The following is a 21,069-nucleotide window of genomic DNA, read 5'->3' on the forward strand; positions in this document are numbered from 1 at the left end:
GTCGAATCCAACAACTCCGCGACTCTCGCCAACCGGATTACGCTGACGGAGGTCCTGACGGGGTTGGCCCTCGCTGGAGCCCGCGGATCGCTCTCGACCGACTCGGACACCGATTACTGGTCGTTTGAAGGAACGACAGGGCAAGTCGTCTCCTTCAGCACGGAGAATCCAGGCAGCCAGCCCTACACCGGTTTGCAGTACAGCATCACCGGACCGGGCGGCAGCTATGTCGGGAGCTATGGCTCCTACGACGGCCGCAACCAGTCTCGACTCACCCTGACCTCGTCCGGGACGTATACGATTCGGGTCGGTCGATACTACAACTATGCCGGCGAGTACCGGATCACGCTGGCGTCGGCGTCCCAGCCGCTCGAGCTCGCGGCGGACAATGGCGATACGATCTCGGCGGCGTCTCCGATCAAGCTGACGACCTTCGGCTCATCGCGACTGGGTAGCATCGCCGGCGCGATCTCCGGGCCGGGCGACCTGGATTACTACAGCCTGGGGACGATCGACGCCGGCGAGACCGTGCGACTGTCGCTGCGCCGACCGGCGGGCAGCACGCTGCTGCCGGCCGTCAGCCTCTATGACGCCGCCAACGGCTACCTGGTCGAGGACTTCGGCCAGGTCCCCTTCGACGACATCGCCCAGATTCGCATCCCCTATCGGGGGGTCTTCTACGCGGTCGTCTGGGGCCGCAACGGGACCGGCGGCCCGCGCGAGTACTACGTGCTCGACGTCCAGGTTGGCCCGTCCGGGCCGGCCACGGTGCCCAACCTCCAGGTCAGCGCGGTCGTCACGCCGACGGCCACCGATCTCCGCAGCGGCGGGCCGGTCCAGTTCTCGTACACGGTCCGGAACTCCGGCCTGCTGGCGACCCAGGTCCCGGCCTGGTCCGATCGCGCGGTGCTCTCGAAGAACAGCGTGGCGGGGGACGCAGACGACATCCCCCTGGGCCTCTTCCGCCACGAGGGGGCGCTGGCCGTCAACGGTTCCTACACCGCCACGATCAACACGACGCTTCCGGACGGAATCGACGGCCCGTACTACCTGATCATCTCGGCCGATGCGCTGAACGAGGTCAACGAGTTCCTCGACGAGCGCGACAATTCGCGCGTGTCCGGCTCGACGTTCCGCGTGACGCGAGCCCCCTACCCGGACCTCGTGGTCGAGTCGATCACGCCTTCCGGCGGGGATGCCAACGGCCTGGTGACGATCTCCTGGCAGACGGCCAACCGCGGCACAATCGCCGCCACGGGCGGCTTCCGCGAGCGTGTGACGGTCACCGACAAGGCCGGCGGCTACGTCGTCTACGACCGGACCTATGAGGTGAGCGGCGACCTCGCCACCGGGGCGATCCGCGCCGGCTCCGATCAGTTCTATCTCACGTATGGCCGCGTCTACACGGTCCGGGTGACGACCGATTCCGGCGGTCGGCTCTATGAGTACAACGACACGGGCCATGAGGCCGCGGAGGCCAACAACGTCCGCGATCTGGACTTCACGGCGCAGCAGTTGGCCGACGCCGACCTGGTGGTGTCCGTGTTCACGGCCCCGACGAGCCTGCTCGTCGGCGACCCGGCGACCGCGGCCCTGAGCTGGACCGTGGAGAATCGGGGCGAGTCCACGGGCTCGGCCACGCGCTGGATCGATCGCGTGGTCCTCAGCCGCGACGCCGTGCTGGGCAACGGCGACGACGTGACGGTGGTCGAGGTCGAGCATACCGGGGCGCTCGCCACGAATGGCTCGTACTCGGTGAGCCGGTCGGTGACGCTGCCGGGCGGACTCTCCGGCGATTACACCCTGTTCGTGGTCGCCGACGCGACCGGCCAGGTCTCCGAGGGGGGCGACGAGTCGAACAACGCCTCCGCCGGCCGCGCGATCGAGGTCGTCCCCCGAGCCTTCGCCGATCTCGTGGTCGACACGATCTCCGCTCCCGGAGCCGTCCGCAGCGGCGGCTCGGTCACGGTCGGCTGGACGGTCTCCAATCGGGGTATCGCGGCAACGGGTGCAGGCCCGTGGATCGATCGGGTGGTCCTCTCCAGTGATGCCGTGCTCGATACCGGCGACCTGGAGCTGGCGCGAGTCTCGCACGGCGGCTCGCTGGCGGTCGGCGGCTCTTACCCGGCCACGGCCACGGCCGTCGTGCCCAACGGGATCTCCGGCACGTACTACGTCTTCGTGACGACCGACGCGGGCGAGGTCCTCTACGAGTACCGCTACGAGGCGAATAACACGCTCCGCGCCGCCGACCCGGTCGTGGTCTCGCTTACTCCGCCCGACCTGAAGGTCACCTCGATCTCAAACCCGACGCGCGGCCAGGCAGGGCAGGTTGCCCACATGGCCTGGACCGTCAAGAACGACGGGACCGGATCGGCCGACGGGTCGTGGGACGACCGCGTCTACATCTCGGCCAACGGCAGCCTCTCCGGAGCAACCCTCCTGACCACCGTACGGCGGACGTCGTCCCTGGCCGTCGGCGCCAGCTACTCGGCGTCGGCGGACGTCTCGCTCCCGGATCTCGCGGACGGCAGCTACACGATCCTGGTGGTCACCGATGCGTCCGGCGAGGTCTACGAGGATCAGTTCGAGGGGAACAACACCACGGCTTCGAGCAGCGTGCTGGTCCTGGGCCATCCCGACCTCGCCGCGCAGGTGCTCTCGCTCCCCGCCTCGGCCGTGGCGGGCACGTCCATCACGGTCCGCTGGTCGGTCCGCAACACGGGCACCGAGGTCGCCACGGCCCCGTGGGCCGACCGAGTCTACCTGTCAACGGACGGGACGCTCGACCCCCAGGACATCCTCCTGGTCGAGGTCGCCCGCGCCTCGAGCCTCGCCCAAGGGGCCTCGTACGAGGCCCAGGCCGCGGCCGTGGTGCCGCCGATCGGCCAGTCCGGAACCTACTACCTCATCATCCGGGCGGACGCCGGGGAGAAGGTCGCGGAGAGCGGCTCCGAGGCGAACAACGTGGCGTTGTCGTCGATTCGCCTGGCGCGGGAGCCGTACGCCGATCTGACCGTCGCCGACGTCGTGGCACCCGCGCTGACCGTCGGCGACCCGGCCAGGGTGACGGTGAGCTGGAAGGTGGCCAACCAGGGCACCGGAGCCGGCTCGGCGACCGGCTGGACCGACGTCGTCATGGCCTCGACCGACGACGTGGCGGGCAACGGCGATGATGTCGTCCTCGCCCGCTTCTCGCACGCCGGGGCGCTGGCCGTCGGCGAGTCGTACGCGCGATCGGAGACGTTCCGCCTCCCCCCGGCCTTCCAGTTCCACGGGCGGCTCTTCGTCAAGGCCGACGCGGATAACGCCGTCGACGAGTTCGACTTCGAAGGCAACAACGCGGCCCGGTCGCCTGGTGCCTTCGATGTGACGCCGAGGCCCTACGCCGACCTGGTCGTCCGCTCGGTCGTCCCCGGCGCCGGTGCGTCCAGCGGACGAGCGTTGCACGTCACCTGGACGGTCGCCAACCAGGGGATCGGCCTGACTGACATCCCGGATTGGAACGACGCGGTCTACCTGGCCACGAGCCCCGACGGATCGGGGGCTCAATACCTCGGAAGCTTCAGCCATCAAGGCCACCTCTCGGTCGGGGCGTTCTACACTCGCGAGGCCGATGTCGTCCTGCCGAACGGCATTTCGGGCACCTACTACCTCATGGTGGCCACCGGCGGGCCTTATGAGTTTATTTACGGGAACAACAACTCGACCGTATCCGCCGCGTTCTCGGTGCAACTGACGCCGCCTCCCGACCTGACCGTGGTCGACATCACGGCCCCGCCCGAGGTCGTGTCGGGCACCAAGATCGACCTGACGTGGCAGGTCCGCAACGTAGGGCCGGGCGCGGCGCTCGGCTCGTGGTCGGATTCCGTGGAGCTCCGCTCGACCGACGGCGCCAGCGTGATCCCGCTCGGCAACTTCTCCTACAACAGCGGCCTGGAGGCCGGGAAGTCCTACACGCGGAGCGAGCAGTTCGCCCTGCCCGATAACATCCAGGGCCTCTACCGCGTCCAGGTCCGGACCAACGCGAACAACGCCCTGTACGAGCATGGCGCCACCGGCAACAACTTGGTGGCCGACGACGCGACGATCCTGGTCCGCCTGGCCCCCCATCCCGACCTCCAGGTCTCGTCGGTCTCCGCACCCGATCGGGTCCAGGGCGGCGGCACGATCGCGGTCGAGTTCACGGTGCGGAACCAGGGGACGGCGATGACCTCGACGCCCCGCTGGACCGACTACGTCTACATGTCGATCGACGACACGATCTCGGGAGATGATATCCTGATCGGGGCTTTCGAGAACGGCTCGGCCCTGGCACCCGGCGACAGCTACCCGACCCGCGCCGGAAGCCTGGTGGTGCCCAAGCGATTCCGCGGCGACGCGTATATCCTTGTGCGGACCGATGGCAACGACGCCGTCAACGAGTTCCCCAACGAGGACAACAACCTCTTCGTGAAGCCGGTCTACGTCCAGCCGCTCCCCCCCGCGGATCTGGTCATCGGGGCCGGCGACGTGGTGGCCCCGGCCCAGGCCTTCAACGGCTCGTCCATCGACGTCCGCTACACGGTCCGGAACCTCGGGGCGAACTCCACCGACCAGGACGCCTGGACCGACACGCTCTGGCTGATGCCCGACCGCAAGGAGCCCCGCGCGCGGGTCCAGAACCCGTTCAAGGAAGGGGGCATCCTGCTGGGCAGCTACTACCACTCCGGCGCCCTGGCCGTGGGCGGGAGCTACCAGACGACCGCCCGCGTCACCCTGCCCGAGACGATTTTCGACGAGAACGGCGTCCAGGTCGCCCTGTCCGGCCAGTGGTACATCACGCCCTGGGCCGACGCATACGACGTCGTGCTCGAGGATACGTTCTCGAACGTCCTGAACCCGGACGACCCGACCGAGACGGACAACAACAACTACAAGGCCCGGCCCATCACGATCCTCGTGGTTCCGCCGCCGGACCTGGTCGTCACGTCGGTCTCGCCGACGGCCTCGGCGGTGGGGGGCGACTCGTTCAAGGTCCAATGGACGGTCACCAACCGCGGCGCCGGCGAGACGATCCAGGACGGCTGGTACGACGAGGTCTACCTCTCCGACAGGCCCACGCTGAACGCGCCGGGCGCGAAGCAGTGGCGGCTCGACAACTACCCGGGCATCCTCCACAACGGACGGCTCGGGCCCGACCAGTCGTATGCGGCCGAGGCCACGTTCGCACTGACGCCCGAGATCGCGGGCCTGTACGTCCTGGTGAAGACGGGCGTGGGGGCCTGGGAGGGCCCGTACACGACCAACAACACGACGTCCGCGGGCACCTCGGTCGTGCCGCTCGCGCCGGCCGACCTCCGCGTCGAGTCGATCACGGTGCCCGCGTCCAACTCCTCGGGCGAGAAGGCGACCATCTCCTGGACGGTCGTCAACGCCGGAGCCTCCGCCTGGGAGGGGACTCGGTACTGGTACGACGCGGTCTACATCTCGCCGGACCCGGAGTTCATCCCGAGCCGGGCGATCGGCCTGGGGTCGTTCTACCAGGGCAACGCCCCGGGCCTGCCCGCGGGGGCGAGGTACACGCGGACAGTAGAAGTCACGCTGCCCCGTGGCATCGGCGGCGAGTACTTCATCCACATCGTGACGGACCCGAACGGCGCCCTCTCGGCCGGGTTCCCCAGTAATGACAACAGCCGGGGCTACTTCACGACGAACGGCTACGAGGATCCGTCGAACAACCTCAAGAGCGTGCCGATCCCCGTCGTCTACCGCGAGCCCGACCTGAAGGTGACGAGCCTCACGGTGCCGAACACGACGCCGAAGTCGGGCGAGACCATCCGCGTCGGCTGGACGGTCAGCAACATCGGCACCCGCGCCACCCGCGAGGACGAGTGGGTCGATCGGGTCTACCTCTCGCTCGATCCGTCGCTCGACTTCGGCGATCAGCTCCTGGGCGAGTCGCTCCGGTCCGGCGCCCCGCTCGCGATCGGCGGGACGTACGACCGCACCCTCGACGTGTCCCTCCCGGACGGCATCCAGGGCACGTTCTACATCCTCGTCTTCGTGGATTCGAACGTCACCGGCCCCCTGCCCCCGGCCGATCCTTCGCTCCGCTACGAATACTACTCCGGCGACTTCGTCAGGATGGCGCGGGTGCAGGAGTTCCAGGACGAGGGGAACAACGTGACCTCGAGCTCGCTGCCGATCACGCTGACTCCGCCGCCGGACCTGAAAGTCTCGCTGGTTGACGTCCCCGCGCAAGTGATCGCGGGCCAGCCGTTCAGTCTGACCTACACCGTGACCAACGCGGGCCCGGGGGGCACGCCCGCCCGGCAGTCGTCGTGGGACGATTACATCTACCTCTCTCGCGACGCCTTCCTGGACCTCCAGGCCGATCGTTACCTCGGGGCCGTGTCTCACCAGGGCGGCCTGGCGGCCGGCGATAAGTACACGATCACCCAGCTCCTCCGCGCCCCTCGCGACCTGACCGGACCGTTCTATGTCTTCGTGCTCACCGATCCGCCCCTGTACGGCAACCGCGGCCGGGTCTTCGAGCTGGACAAGGAAGGGAACAACGCCTCCCCCTCTCCACAGCCGATGATCATCAGCGTGCCCCCGCCGTCCGACCTGCAAGTGCGCACGATCAACCTCCCGGACACGGTGAAATCGGGCGAGCCGATCACGGTCTCCTGGACGGTTGGGAATGAGGGCCGCAACCCCGCCGAAGGGTCGTGGACCGATGCCGTTTACCTGTCCGTGGATGCCACGTGGGACATCGGCGACATCCCGCTCGGCCGCGTCGTCCACTCGGGGACGCTCGGCCGCGGCGAGTCGTACACCTCGACCCTCAACGTCGCCCTGCCTCCCGCGCGTCCGGGAAGCTACCGGATCATCGTCCGCCCGGACATCCTGAACGAGGTTTACGAAGGGCCGGACGAGGCCAACAACCGAACGGCCTCGCCGAACGTCCTGCGCGTGACCGTGGACGAGCTCCAACTCGGTGTGCCGAAGCCGATCACGCTTAGCACCGGCCAGGAATTGCTCTTCCAGGTCACCGTCGATCAGGGCCGCACGCTCCGGATCAGCCTCGACGGATCGGCCGTCGGCGCGGCCAACGAGCTGTTCGTGCGATTCGGTGACGTGCCGACCGGGATCGCCTACGACGCCTCTTATGAAGGCCCCCTGGCACCCGACCAGATTGCCGTCATCCCGACGACGAAGCCGGGCGTGTATTACATCCTGGTGCGAGGCCATTCCGAGCCTGCGCCGGGGACGCCGGCGACGATCCTGGCGGAGCTGGTGCCGCTGGCCATCACGTCCATCACGCCCGACTCCGGCGGCGACAGCCGATGGGTGACCACGACGATTCGCGGCGCGCGCTTCGATCCCTCGGCCATCGTCAAGCTCGTCCGCCCCGGCTTCGCGGAGTACGAGCCGGTCCAGTATCAGGTCATCGACAGCACCAGGATCATCGCCACGTTCGACCTCAGGGACGCGCCCCACGGACTGTACGACGTCCGGGTCACGAACCCCGGCGGCGAGTCCGCGGTCGTCCCGTACCGCTACCTGGTCGAGACGGCCCTCGAGCCGGAGGTCCGCGTCGGCCTGGGAGGCCCCCGCACCCTGGCGCCGGGGGCCACGGGGACCTATGGGGTCTCGCTCGAGAATCTCAGCAACGTCGATCAGCCCTACATCTACTTCAAGTTCGGCGTCCCCGAGCTCGGGGTGAATCCCAACCTCGACCTGCGCTATCTCAACTTCTTCAACAACCTCCGGGGCAGTCCGGATCTCGGCGGCCTGGACAATCTGCCCTGGGCGAGCCTGGAATCGACCGTCAACACAACCGCGGAGGATCTCGCGCCGGGCTTTGCCTTCGATCTCTATGCCCGCGGCTACGTCGGCATGACGTTCAACGTGGAGACCTATCCCGGGCTGGCCGAGAAGCTCAAGCAGGATCCCGACTTCCTGCTCAAGTTCGCGGACACGCCGGAGGAGATCGCCTTTCAGTTCTACATGCTCGCCGCGGCGACGCCGATGACCCGCGCCGAGTTCGTCGCCTTCCAGCGTGAGGAGGCGGAGAAGCTCCGCCTGCGAGCGCTCGCCGATCCGACGGCCAGCCAGGCCCTCTCGGTCCTGGCCGCCGACGCGACCACGTGGGGCGACCTCTACATCGCCGCGCTCGAGGACGCCGGCCTGCTCCGGCCCGAAGACCAGGCGCCGCCGATCCGCCAGGATCCGAAGGTGATGAGCCTGGTCGCGACCCTGGCCAGCGGCCTGCTCGTCGGCCCGGCGGGCGACCAGATCGTCACCAACGGCAACCTGCTGAACTTCTGGGCGCAGGTCCGCCGCTGGTACGGCAACGACCCGAGCCTCGTCGCGCCGGGCGCCGGGGATGAGCCTCGAATCGTCCCCGCGCCGGGCTCCGATGCCTACGACCTGAAGATGTCGAGCGCGACCGCCTTCGAGGCGTTCAACCTCTACGTCCCCTTCGGCGACATCACCTTCGAGCGAGGGATCGCCAAGGCGCCGCCGCCGGATTTCGCCCAGTACTTCAATCTGCCCGGATCCACCACGCGGAACGTGGCGATGACCGGGCCGGAAGGCCAGGGTCCTCGACAGTTCGTCCCGGTGGGTCAGTCGCTGCCTTACACGGTCAACTTCGAGAACCCGGCCACGGCCGCCTCCGCCGTGGGCGAGGTCCAGATCGTCCAGAAGCTCGACTCCGACCTGGACCCACGCTCCTTCCGGCTGGGCGACCTTCGGCTGGGCGATATTACCGTGCACATCCCGTCCGGCCGCGGGATCTTCCAGGGCGAGTTCGATTTCACCAAGTCGAAGGGCTTCATCCTTCGCGTGAGTGCCGGGCTCGACGTCTTCTCGAACACCGCCACCTGGCTCCTCCAGGCGATCGACCCCGACACCGGCGAGGTCATCCAGGATCCCGCGCGTGGCCTCCTGCGTCCCAATGACGCCGCCGGCCTGGGCAGCGGCTACGTCGGCTACACGATCGAGCCGCTCGAGGCCACGCCGACCGGCACCGAGATCCGGTCGACGGCGCGGATTCTCTTCAACAACGCGCCGCCCCAGGATACCGAGGAGATCGTCTCCACGATCGACGGCCAGGCCCCGACGACGACGCTCACGGTGGCCCCCCTGACTTCCGGCGGGAGCGACCTCCTGGTCTCGTGGTCGTCGGCGGATGACGGCGGCGGCTCGGGCGTGAAGCATGTGACGGTCTACGTCTCGGAGGACGGCGGCGACTACACCATCTGGCTGCGGCAATCGACGGCAACGTCCGGCGTCTACGCCGCGAAGCCCGGCCACAACTACCGCTTCCTCGCCCTGGCCACCGACCTCGCCGGCAACCGCGAGCGGCCCGGCGCGGGCGTCTCGGCCCCCGACGACGGGTCGACCGTGAACCTCGGGGCACTCCCCGTCGCCCCCGAGACGACCACCGATGAGGACCTCGGGCCGGTCGCCTCGCCGAGCCCGTCGCCCTCGACCAACCCGCTTTTCCTGGAGGCCGAGCAGGCCATCCCGTCGGCCGGCAACGCGAGCCGTCCGAGCGAGTTCGCCACGGTCCTGCGGCCGTTCGTGGGCGAGTCGTTCGCCACGGGCATCGCGACGAGCCACGCCGGGATCGGGCCGATGGCGATCGTCGTGCTGCCCGATCGCTCGGTGATCATCAGCGGCGGGGCTGGCCGGAACCAGCTCTTCCGCCTGACGGCGGCCGGCGGCGCCGTCGGGACGCCCCTGGCAACGCTCGATGTTCCCGTCTTCGACCTGGCCCTGGACGCGTCCGGCCAGCTCTGGGCGTCGACCGGCGGCGGCCCGCTCCTCAAGCTGGATCCCGCGACCGGAGCCGTCCTGGGCCGCTACGGCGATGCGATCACCCAGGCGGTGGCGGTCCAGCCCTCGACGGGGCGGGTGTATGTCTCCTCCAGCGGCGGTGTCGAGATCTTCGACCCGGTCTCTCTGACCTTCAGCCACTTCTCGGACGTCCGCGTGGGCAACCTCGCGTTCGCCCCCGACGGCACCCTTTGGGGCACGACCTGGCCGAACCGCGGGAGCGTCGTTCGGTTCGACCATCGGGGCCGCGCCGAGCGGATGCTCGCATTCGACACGCCCGTCGATTCGATCGCCTTCGGCCAGGCGGGCAGCCGGCTCGATGGGCTGCTCTTCGTCTCGAACAACGCCGGCAAGCAGGCGGGCGCCGGCGGCGACGTCGTCATGGTCGACCTGGTCACCCTCAGGACGGTCGTGGTGGCGAAGGCCGGGACCCGCGGCGACATCATCCGGACGACGCCGGACGGGCGAGTGCTGATCAGCGAGTCCCACCAGGTCGATGTCCTGAGCCCCGCCCTCGCCCCGCGCGTGGCCGCGACCAATCCCGCGCCCGGGGGCGTCGTCGCGCTCCCGCTCGGCTCGCTCACGGTGACGTTCGACCGCGACATGTACGACGGGCCGGCCGACGATCTGACGTCGGTCCTGAACCCGGCGAACTACGCCCTCTCCGGCGACGTCTCCGGGGTCATCCGGATCCGGGGCGTGGCCTACGATCGCACCAGCCGGACGGTCGCCTTGAGCGTGGAACCCCTGGTTCCGGACCGCTACTCCTTGAAGGTCGTGGCGAACGTCCGGAGTGCCGATGGCCTGTCGCTGGCCGAGCCGTACGAGGGACGCTTCACCGGGATCTCCGATTTCACCTCGCAGGTCCGGGTCAGCCTCAGCAATGTCCGCGTCGATTCCAGGTCTGGCACGGTCACCTACGACGTGCGTGTCACGAACACGTCGTCGTACGACCTTCGCGGCCCGCTGATGTTGAGGCTCGACGGCCTCCAGCCGGCCGACGCCCGATTGCTGGGCTCTCGCTTCGATCCGTCCGACGGCACCTTCTGGCTGGACCTCACATCGGCCGCGACGGGCGGCGTGCTCACGGCCGGCCAGACGACCGCGGTGAGGCCGCTCACGATCGCCTACCCGATCGGCTCCAAGCTGACGTTCCGCCCCGCGCTCCTCGCCCTGCCCTACCCGAACGCGGCCCCGGTATTCGATTCGCTGCCGATCACGACCGCGACCGCCGGCACCGCATACCGCTACCAACCGCAAGCCCACGATCCAGACGGCGTGAGCCTGGGCTATCTGCTGGTCAAGGGCCCGGCCGGGATGACCGTTGACGCGAAGACCGGGCTCGTCTTCTGGGCCCCCGATGCGTCCGCCCCGGCGCTGGCGCAGGTCATCCTCCACGTGTACGACGCCCGGGGCGGCCGCGGTTCGCAGGAGTTCGCCATCTCCGTCGCCGGGGTGAATGCCCCGCCGACCCTGGGCGCAATCGGGCCGATCGTCCAGGCCACCGAGGGGCAGCCCCTTGCCCTGCCCCTTCAGGTTGCGGATCCCGAGGGGGACACGCTCCTCTCCTGGGCCGAGAACCTGCCGCCCGGCGCGACCTATGACGCCGCCGCCCGGACCCTCAACTGGACCCCGGGATTCGACGCGGCGGGGACCTACGAGGACGTCCGCCTGGTCGTCAGCGATGGCTACCATCGCGTGCTTCGTACGTTCACCATCCTCGTTGCGCCGGCCAACCAGGCGCCCACGCTTGTCCGACCGGCTGATCGCGTGGTCCGCGAAGGAGACCCGATCCGGATTAACCTCCGGGCCCAGGATCCCGAGGGGTCGGCGCTGACCTTCTTCAGCGACTTGCTTCCCGGCGGCGCCACGATCGATCCGGCCACCGGCCTGTTCGAGTGGACGCCGCTCTTCATCCAGCACGGCGAGTACGACATCCCGATCAGCGTGAGCGACGGCGTCAACACCACGACCCGGACCATGCATCTGACGGTGCTGAACGTCAACGCACCGCCGGAGTTCGACGACCTCAGCCGGTGGGAGGTCCAGGAAGGGCAGGTGCTCCACTTCCGCGCCTTCGCCTTCGACCCGGATAACCCGACCTTCGTGCTCCAGACCAGGATGGCCAATGGCGAGTTGACGCCCCTTGAGGAGACGGCGGCCAGTGTGACCTATGCTGTCGAGGGGCTTCCCGCCGGCGCGAATTTCGATCCCGTGAGCGCCACTCTCACGTGGGTGCCCGGCTACGACCAGGCCGGGACCTACACGATCACTTTCACCGCCACCGACGACGGCGACGGCACCGGGATCCCCGCCACCGCCACGGCGACCGCCCGGATCACGGTGAAGAACACGAACCGGCCGCCGGTGCTGACTCCCATCGACAACCTCAGCGTCGACCGCGGCGCGAGCGTCTCGCTGGTCGTCCAGGCGGTCGATCCCGACGGCGACCCGATCCGGCTGTCGGCCACGGGCTTGCCGGGCTTCCCCATCCCCGGATTCGCGACCTTCGTGGACAACGGCAACGGCACCGGCCGTTTCGTCTTCGCCCCGAGGCCCGGCGATCGCGGCAACCACACGATCACGATCGTGGCCGCCGACGATGGCGACAAGGACGGCCCGTGGGCGGTCAGCACGTCGGAAACCAGCTTCGTGGTCACGGTGGTCTCTCCCAACGAGCCGCCCAGCCTCGCCTTCATCGGCGACAGCGTCGCGATCGTGGGCAGGACGCTTCACCTCCCGATCTCGGCCTTCGATTTCGACGAGGAGCCCCTGACCTTCACGGCCACGGGACTCCCCGCGGGAGCCAGCCTCGTCCCTTCGTCGACCTACGGCCAGGCCGAGATTGTCTGGACACCGTCGGCCGCCACCTCCTCCACCGTGACGGTCCGCGTCGCCGACGGCGGCAACGGCGACATCTCGCGCGGCCTCTTCGCCGAGCGGACATTCCGACTCGTGGCCAGGGCCGCCAATGCAGCGCCGGTGCTTGCACCGGTCGGCTCGAAATCCGTCACCGAAGGGCAGCTCCTCGGCTTCACTCTCGCGGCAACGGACCCCGACGGCGACACCCCGAGCTACCGCGTCGACACGCTCCCCCCGGGAGCCTCGTTCGACCCGGCCTCCGGCCGGTTCTCCTGGACCCCCAACCTCTTCCAGGCCGGTTCGTACAGCCTGGTCTTCTCGGCGACCGATGGGAACCTGTCCGACTCCGAATCCGTAACGATTACGGTGGCGAACAAGAATCAGTCGCCCACGATCGTGCCCCTGGCCCCGCAATCAGGCCGCGAAGGCGTGACGCTCCAGTTCACGCTTGCAACGGGCGATCTCGACGGCGACTTGCTGCTGAATAGCCTGGTGTCTCCCCTTCCGGCCGGGGCGAGGTTCGACGCACGGACCGGGCAGTTCACCTGGACGCCCGGCTATGAGCAGGCGGGAACCTACACGCTCACCTTCCGCACCGTCGATCCGGAGGGCCTGACGGCCACGGCGGACGTCATCCTGAAGATCGAGAACGCGAATCGCTCCCCCTCGCTCCAGGTCTCGAGCCATCAGGTCGCGCTCGGCGAGCCGCTGACGTTCACGCTCCGCGGCTCCGATCCGGACCTGGGCACCACGCTCGTCTACTCGGCCGTCGGCCTGCCCGACGGCGCCACGATCGACCCGGCCACCGGTCGATTCTCCTGGCGCCCAGGGCCGGGCCAGGCCGGCGATGCGGTCGTGCAGTTCTCGGTGAGCGACGGCGAGGCAACCGCGATGGTCCCGGTCGTCCTGCGGGCCGCGATCGTGCCCGAGCCGCCGGCCGTGAGCATCGAGCTGACGCCCAGCTTTCCGGTCGTCCCCGGGCAGAAGGTCCTGGTCCACGCGATCGCCGCCGGACTGGCTGAGATCGCCGGCCTGACCCTCTCGATCGACGGCCAGTCCGTCACGCTCGACGCCCAGGGCCGGGCCCAGATCGTCGCCGGGGCGCCGGGCCGTCGCGTCGTCGAGGCGCTCGCCACCGACATCGACGGCCTGGTGGGTCGCACGACGGCCGTGCTCAAGGTCCGGGACCCGGCCGACGAGCAGGCGCCGACCGTCGCGCTCGCCTCGTCGCTCGCCGGCTCCCGGCTGACGGCGGCCGTGGACGTGATCGGCACGATCGCCGACACGAATCTCGACACCTGGACGCTCGAACTGGCCCCGCTCGGCTCTGACGCTTACGTCCGGCTTGCCTCGGGCTCCTCGCCCGTCGCGAACGGGCTCCTCGCCCGACTCGACCCGGCGACGCTGATCGACGGCTCGTACCGCCTACGGCTGACGGCCACCGACATCTCCGGCCGGACCAGCCGCGCCGAGGTCCAGGTCGAGGCCAGGTCGGCGACCAAGCCGGCGCGGTATGAGCGCCGCGAGACCGACCTGACCGTCTCGCTCGACGGGGTCACCGTCGAACTCGCCCGCGCCTACGACTCGTTCGCGTCGGGGCAGCCCGGCTCCTTCGGGGCCGGTTGGCGGATGACGCTGTCCGAGTACGAGATCTCGACGAGCGTGCCCCCCACCGGGCGTGAATCGCTGGGGGTCTACGAGCCGTTCCGCACCGGCTCGCGCGTCTATCTGACGCTGCCGGACGGCCGTCGCCTGGGCTTCACCTTCACCCCGGTCAAGCTGCAGGTCGCCGGCCTGACCTACTACCGCCCGGCCTTCTCGGCCGACGCCGGCAATCCTTACACCCTGGAGGGCCCCGAGGCCCGGCTGACGCTCGCGGGCGATCGCTACTTCGACGTCCTCACCGCCCGGCCTTACAATCCGGCCAGCCCCGAGTTCACCGGCTTCGCCTACACGCTCGTCGGCCTCGATCGCAGCGTAATTCGGCTCTCCGCCTCGGGCGAGGTGCTGGAGCAGGTCACGCCCGACGACCGCAAGCTGATCGTCCGCGACACGGGGATCATCGGCCCGGCCGGTAGCACGATCCAGTTCCTCAGGGACGCGTCCGGGCGGATCACGACCATCCTCGCCCCCGACGGCACCCGACTCAATTACGAGTACGACTCCGCCGGCCGGCTCGTGTCCGCCCGCAACGTCCAGAGCGGGCAGGCCAGCCGCTACGGCTACGACGCCGCCGGGCGGCTGACGCTGGCCGTCACGCCGACGGTCGCAACCAGCCAGGTCGTCGTCTACGGTCCGACGTCCGCCCAGCCGCTGACGCTCGCCGGCAACCTCGGTGGATCGGGGCAGTATCTCGCCGCGCCCACCGCCGGGAACCTCGCCGCCGGCCGGACCGACCGGTACGCATTCGCCTTGCGGCCGTCCGAGCGGCTCGCCACCGCCTCGGGCCGCGTGCTGCTGTCGGTCGAGATCAAGACGGCGACCGGGAGTTCGTTCCGGCCCGCCACGCCGAGCATCGCCGGCCTCACCCCGCTGGTGGTCCGGACGACGGTCGGCGGTGCATACGCCCTGTTCCTCGCGGATCGCGACGGCCTCTTCGAGCTCGACATCGCCGGCGCCGATACGTCTTCATCCGGCGGCTACACGCTGGCCCTGTCGGTCGTCGGCGACGTCGACGGCAATCGGAAGGTCGACGGCGTCGACTCCCAGCTCCTGCAGGCGGCGTTCGGCAAGTCCGCCGGCCAGCCCGGCTACGTCCTTTCCGCCGACACCGACCGCGACGGCGTGATCACCGCGGCCGACGTCCAGAATCTGGCCTCCAACCTCGGCTTCGCCGCCAACTCGCCGCCGGTGGTCACTCCGACCACCATCCTCACCCACGTGGGCTTGGCGGTCGAGTACACGCTCGGTACGCTCGTGTCCGACCTCGAGGACGACCCCGTCTATTTCCGCATCATCTCCTCCAGTAACGGAACGGCTCGCCTCAGCCCCGACGGTCGGACTCTCGTCTATGCACCAATCCCTGGATTTGGCGGTCCGGGAAAGGTGTCAATCCTGGCGGACGACGGCTACGCCATGTCGGCGGTGACCGAGGTGACCATCAATGTCAGCAGCGCTCCACTGATCCGGCTCGACTTCGCCCAGCGGGCACCGGTGATCGTCCTGGGGAGCCGCATACAGATGGAACTCGTCGGAGACTTCGCCGACCAGCAGGATGTGCGCCTGGCCCCTGCCTACGCGAATCTCTCCATCAGGAATTCGGGGATCGCCACGGTTGGGCTCGATGCGGTCGTGACAGGGGTAGGACTCGGCGGGACTGCTCTCGTGGCGTCAGCCGGCGGCCTGGTCGCGGCCACCGGAGTGCAGGTCGTGACGTCCGATGAGTGGCTTCTTGGCGATTTCGGCTCGGCGCTCTCGCTCTATCCTGGCGGCGTCAGTCTGGCTGTTGATGGCACAAGGGCCCTTAGGGTTTACGACGACCCTGAGTTGGACCTCTCGTCGACATCCTCTGGGACGGAGTACTTCGTCAGCCAGCCCGCAGTAGCGACCGTTGACGCGAACGGCGTGATTACGGCTCACCAGTTCGGTGAGGCCCGAATCATCGCGATCAACTCGGGCCGTGAAGGCTCCTTGCCGATCCGGGTGATCGCCCCGGTTGACGGTCCCCTGATTGTAGGGCCGGAGGGTGCGATCGTTCGAGGACCAGACGGTTCTACGGTGCAGATTGCCCCGAATGAGCTACCTGAAGGAACTGCCGTCTCAGTCTCCCCGGTGAGCGAGGCGCAGCTACCGGCCGGCTATTCGGTCCCGGCCGGGATGGCATACCTCGCGGCGGTGAACCTCGACCTGGGAGGCCGCGAGGTCAATACTCCGCTCCAACTCTCCGTGCCGGTCGCGCCGGGGACGCCGGCCGGAACGAGAGTCTACTTCTTCGCCCAGGGGACAGTCCCGGATGAGGCTGGTGTCGAGAAGCCGATCTGGCTCCAGACCGAAGTCGGCGTGGTGGGCTCGGATGGATTCGCTCGAACAACGTCGTTCCCGTTCCCCGGGCTTCTCGGAGGTGGGATCTATCTGCTTGCGGTCGGCGTCGTCGCCTTTGAACTCGTCCTGATCGACATCGGGAATGATCTAGCCTCTGGTACGGCGATCGTCGCACCTCAGTACGTTGATACCGCTCCTCTCCTCGGGATCCCATTCGGGTGGATTCCCGGTTATTTCACCGGTGCATTATTCATGCGTCCGGGGAACGCTCAGAGCGTCAAGGTGGTCCAGCCGAGCGTCGCGGGACCGCCACGAATCGACACGCTGACATTCGACGTGGGCTCTGGGACCAACAGGGTTGTGGCCAGGGTCCAGCCGAACTTCGCGGGGGCGACCGGTCGAACGTTGGAGAGCCCAGCCATCACCGAGACGAGCCTGGAGTTCGAATCCGACGATACCCCGGTGCTGACCATCAGAGGAGAGGGATTCGCTTCAACCACGACTGCCAGAACCGAGGTCGTATTCGTCCTCGGCCAGTCCGATGTGGAGAGTCGGACGGCGAGCGGGCAGATTGATCTGCTCAGCTTGCCGCGCGATGTTATTGTGACCGACTTCATCTCCATCAGCGCGACTGAGATCCGGCTCAGGGTGCCGAGGACGGTCCCACTCGGCCTGGCAAGCATCTTCGTCGCCCGCCGACCGGTGAGTACCCCATATCCGGCAGTCACGCCATCGACTCCGGTTCGGACGGCGACCAACCTCGCGACGTTCCGGTCGGTGCCTCGACGCAACGCGACGGATCTGAGCCTGGAAGCCACTTACCTGCGTTCGAACCAGATCCAGGTTCCGTTAGCGGACGACCGCCTGCTGGGCTTCGTGGTGAACTCGTCAGGCCCATCGGTCTACGTATTTGACACAGGAGACTCCGGCACGTCCCGTACTCCGGTGTTCCTCCAGGAGATCGAAATCGTGGGGCCAGCCGGTGATCGACCTTTCATCCGGGATGTCGCCACGACTGCCGACGGGACTCGAGCCTACGTCACTTCGCGAGATCATGGCGTTACCGTGATCGACGCCTTGACTTTGAGGCAAATCGACGCCGATCCGGCTCTAACCAATGCCAACCCAGCCCGCCAGCCGACAGCGGACGTGGATTGGATCCCGGTCAACGGTCATGTCCGTGGGATCGCCATTGATCCGGCCGACCGGTTTGCGTTCTTGGCCGATGAGAATGTCGGCATGGTCTATGTGCTGGACATTCGCCCGTGGTCGCAATTCTTCCATCAGATTATCCTCAGCATCCCTATTTCCAATGCGCCGAACGGTCTTGAAGGCGTAACGGTGGCTCCGGACGGTGACACCATCTACGTCACCGTCCCCGGACGGGCGACGGCTCAACTGTACGGGACCGGCAACCCCGGGAAGGTGGTGTCCATCGACATCCGCAACCCGGACCCCTCGTACTGGCGAGTCGGCTCAGCCAAGGGGACCGGAGGCGAATATCCCGCCGGGGTAATCGTTGCTCCGGGAAACAGGAACGACCCGGATAGGCTCCTCGTGGCGAACATGATCGGCGATTCGGGGGGACTCGCCACATTCGGGGGAGGCGGCCTCGTCAATATTGGGATGAGCCTTGGTCAGAGTGACGATTCTTATGACGTGGACAACGTGCGTGACGTTGCCTTCCTTTCTTCCTCGATCTCCAGGAGATCCGTGGACTTTGCCTTCGTCACCGGCTACAACATCCCCGGAAATGCCGACCAACCTAGCCACTTCCACGGCTATCGCTACCAGAGCCGGTACGCGGCCGGCAGCAACATCGGCATAGTTCGCGACCCCTTCGGAACCGGCAAGTTGGTGGCCGGGACTATCCCCATTCCGCTCGGATGGTCGCAGGGCATCTCCCTGACTCCGGACGGTCGATATCTGTACGTTTCTTACGTTTACGAAGGCCAGCTTCGGATTTATGACGTTGATCGTATGCTCGATGTCATTGAGGGCAACTCCCAAGACACACTTGACCGCCGCGCCGTTGACGATCTCGACTCCTCGATCGTCCAGGTGATTGCAATCCCAGGACTACTCCGGGACATCGCGATCCAATCCCCTCGGCTGACCGTCACTGCGACTGGGCTTCAGGGGGAATCGATTCCGATTGATATCCTCAACCAGTTGCGCAACCAGTTAGGACAGTCGAACGCCCAGGGCCTGCAACTCACACTCACCTCCTTCGTCGGTGGCCAGGTCGCACTGACCGCGGACGTATGGGCAAATGCCACCCAGAACAACGCGATGAAGAATGGCGTCACGGCGCTCTCTCTCATCAATCAGGCCACCCAGTCTCAGATCCTTCAGGCCACCACTGACACTCCCTACAATCCTCCGGCCTTCGATCCCCCCACCGGGCCGCCGCAGTTTCCGGAACTGGCCGGGCACCAGGATCTTGTGACCCTCGGGACGAGCTTCGCGACCTCGGGGGCGTTCTTTTTCCTGCCGGATCTCTATGCCACGGGATCATTCGCCATCCCGGTGACCAACGCCGCGTCGACCGCTTCAGGCCAGTTCTCATTTCGCGATCAGTCGGGATCTCTTCGGATAGGACGGATACAGGTCAGAGTCAATCCGTCGCCGGAGATCAAGCCATTTTCATTCGACACGGCCGGCCTCAATTTCACCTATCAGAACGAAGAGTTTCGAACCATCCCCTACCTGGTGTTCGACGGCAGAACGGCGGATATCGCCGGCCGATCTGGGATCACGGTCTCGATCGGATATGACGCCGGCCAGCAGTCCGCTCAGACCATCCTGAAGGAATTCACCGCGGCCGGCGTGCCTCTGTCTACGGCAATTGTATATGCAAACGCATATAATCAAATCCGCAATACAGGTCGTGATTACTTCTGGCGTCATGAGGGAGAGTTCAATCACCTGACGACCCGTCAGGCGGAAAAGCTGTATCGTATCGTCTACGAACGTCATGTTGACCTCGCCCGAAGTACGTACAATGGCGCGGGGTTGACGGGGGCCCCGAGTTGGGAAAACCTCAACGGCACGATCCGGGACATCCTGGTGGACATGCGATACCGAGGCGACTTGACTCGAGGTGAGTTGCAGGGGATCTTCCGGACCTCATTGGTCAATAACAGTCTCCAGCAATTCCGAGCGGCACTTGCCCTGTCAACCATGAGCCAGCGTGAGGAGCATCGGCACGATGCCCGGCTCGCCTTCGTGGACCAGGCCCTCGGCTCCCCTTTGCTCGCGTTCGGCGAGCCGCCCTCCGCCGCTCTCGGTGAGTTGCTCACACCAGAAGTTCTTCTGCCGGTTGCTGCGGAAGCTCTCGCTCGATGGCTCGGGGCGTCCCCTGGGCTGGCGAACTTGCGCGGCGACATTCACTTTGTGGTTAGCGAGCTACCCCGTGGCGTCCTCGGGCTTGCTCATGCGACCGCGACGGCTGGAAACCTGGTCATTGAGGTCGATGACAATGCGGCTGGCTTCGGCTGGTTCATCGACCCCACTCCAGGCAACAATTCGGAGTTCGAGTCTACGGGCGCTCCAGGGGAGCTTCGTGCAGCAACGGGAAGTCCGGCGTATGGTCAGATCGACCTGCTGACGGTGCTCTCGCACGAGTTGGGGCATGTCCTCGGGCTCAAAGACCTCGATGCTGAGCAGCATCCGCATGAAGTGATGACCGAGTCCCTGAGATCCGGCGAGAGGAGACTACCTGGAGCAAACGGCACCGGATTGACCTCTTCAACCACGGCGGAGGCGAGTGGGGTATTCGTCGTGAGCAACGGCTACGTCGCACTCGCCACCGGCGGCAACGACGACAGTATGGTGGTCGATGCACGAGCGATCGAGTTCGAGGCTGGGGCAGTTGTGACCATGAAGATGGTCGCGGCACACGTGGGCGATCAAGTCGGACCTACCAGGGTTTCGACGGTCCGTCGCGATGACAGGTCCTGGGGCGCCACCTCGGTGATCGATCGAACGCCGGTTTATCGACCACTCTCACTCGATCCGATTTCACTCCGCGTCACGGTCTCGACTTCGCCCGCCGGGGCGGGGCCGGACCCCGACGCGGTCGCCGGTTCGCCGGCCTGGGACCTTCCCGAGGACTCCGGCCGGCTCGTCGCCGACTCAAGCCTCGATGACCTGGCCCGCGTGCTCGCGGCGGACTCGACCGCCGGGGCTGGCGGCGTTCGCGACAACGCGACGCCCTCGCCGTCACCGAAGACAGTCCGACTCGCTCGCCGTCAGCGACTGGCGAAGGCCGGCCCGGCGTCGGAGCGACCTCGGCTTCCGTTGAGCCGCCTCTTCCGGCACCCGTCGAATCCCGGCCAGAGCCGGCCGGGACGCCTGCTCGACTGAGTCCATTTCAACCTCAGAGGCCGACTG

Annotated in this window: 1 protein-coding gene; it reads left to right on the top strand. The window is 67.4% G+C overall.

Going from position 1 to position 21,069, the window contains the following annotated elements:
- Positions 1-63 precede the first annotated feature (63 nt).
- The gene (locus G6O54_RS18410) at positions 64-21,042 is read left to right on the top strand and encodes a CARDB domain-containing protein (protein WP_205678900.1); all 20,979 of its coding nucleotides are present in this window, start codon (positions 64-66) and stop codon (positions 21,040-21,042) included.
- Positions 21,043-21,069 lie beyond the last annotated feature (27 nt).

Source organism: Aquisphaera insulae (assembly GCF_011064615.1).
Classification (GTDB): domain Bacteria; phylum Planctomycetota; class Planctomycetia; order Isosphaerales; family Isosphaeraceae; genus Aquisphaera; species Aquisphaera insulae.